Source organism: Prolinoborus fasciculus (assembly GCF_056724605.1).
The window spans coordinates 1-586 of record NZ_JBWZQN010000173.1; the positions used below are offsets into that span (position 1 = coordinate 1).

A 586-nucleotide genomic window follows, 5' to 3' on the forward strand; every position below is an offset into this window, starting at 1 on the left:
AAACGACGAGTAAAAGCTCTCCATTTTCTAACTGTAGTGCACTTATATATAGTTTCACCCGACCAACCAAAATCCGTCGTTTACGACATTCAATTTGACCAACTTGAAGATGGCGAAATAAATCACTGATTTTATGATTCTTTCCTAAATGATTGGTGACAATAAAGTTTTTTTAACACGAATGCAGAAGTTGATGTCTTGTTCAATTAACCATGTAAACCACTGCTCACCGATAAACTCTCTATCTGCGAACACATTCACCATACGGTCTTTACCAAAAATGGATATAAAGCGTTGAATCAAAGCAATACGCTCTTTCGTATCTGAATTTCCACGTTTATTCAGTAATGTCCAAACGATAGGTATCGCTATTCCACGATAAACGATCGCAAGCATCAGGATATTAATATTTCGTTTTCCCCATTTCCAATTGGTTCTATCTAGAGTCAGTTGCACTTTGTCGAATGAAAACATATTGAAAATCAACTGAGAAATTTGACGATAATCAAAATACTGACCTGCAAAGAAGCGCTGCATACGTCGATAAAATGATTGTGGTAAGCACTTGATGGGCAAGGCTTTAGAT

General features: G+C 36.5%; 1 pseudogene. It reads right to left on the minus strand.

The annotated features are described in order from the left end of the window. Positions 1 to 586: pseudogene (locus AC1P5O_RS16800) on the minus strand (IS4 family transposase); the annotation flags it as partial.